1 protein-coding gene and 1 pseudogene are annotated in these 394 nt (G+C 45.2%); both read left to right on the top strand.

Translation table 11 applies throughout. The features are described 5' to 3' along the window. Positions 1–83, top strand: a pseudogene (locus AB4486_RS24270) (YjiH family protein); the annotation flags it as partial. Next, positions 83–394: nucleoside recognition domain-containing protein (locus AB4486_RS24265; protein WP_372119189.1), on the top strand; the 312-nt coding region annotated here is incomplete at its 3' end. The pseudogene AB4486_RS24270 and the gene AB4486_RS24265, both read left to right, overlap by 1 nt.

Below are 394 nucleotides of genomic sequence, written 5' to 3'. Positions count from 1 at the left end.
GTATTTACCTCAACATTACTGAAGGCAAAGAAGACAAACCAAAATCAGACAAAGAACAAAAACTGGAAGAGGAAGTAGCATAATGAGCGAAGTTAAAGCAAAGAAACCAATGGTTACTGATATTTTCGTTGAAGGTGCTAAGAAAGGCTGGGTTATTGCGACTACCTCTACGGTACCGAATGTTCTGATGGCGTTTGTGATCATCAAGGCATTGCAGATAACGGGTGCGCTGGATTTGATGGGCAGTGTATTTGCTCCAATTATGGCGGTATTTGGTTTACCTGGCGAAGCGGCAGCGGTATTGATTGGTGCGTGGATGTCGATGGGTGGCGCAGTGGGTGTGGTTATCACGCTGTTTGACCAAGGCATTCTGAACGGCAACCATATAGCTATC

This window comes from Vibrio sp. 10N.222.55.C6 (genome assembly GCF_041473395.1).
GTDB classification, from domain to species: domain Bacteria; phylum Pseudomonadota; class Gammaproteobacteria; order Enterobacterales; family Vibrionaceae; genus Vibrio; species Vibrio crassostreae_C.
The sequence above is the reverse complement of the archived record's forward strand: the minus strand, read 5'-3'. Positions and strand labels throughout refer to the sequence as shown.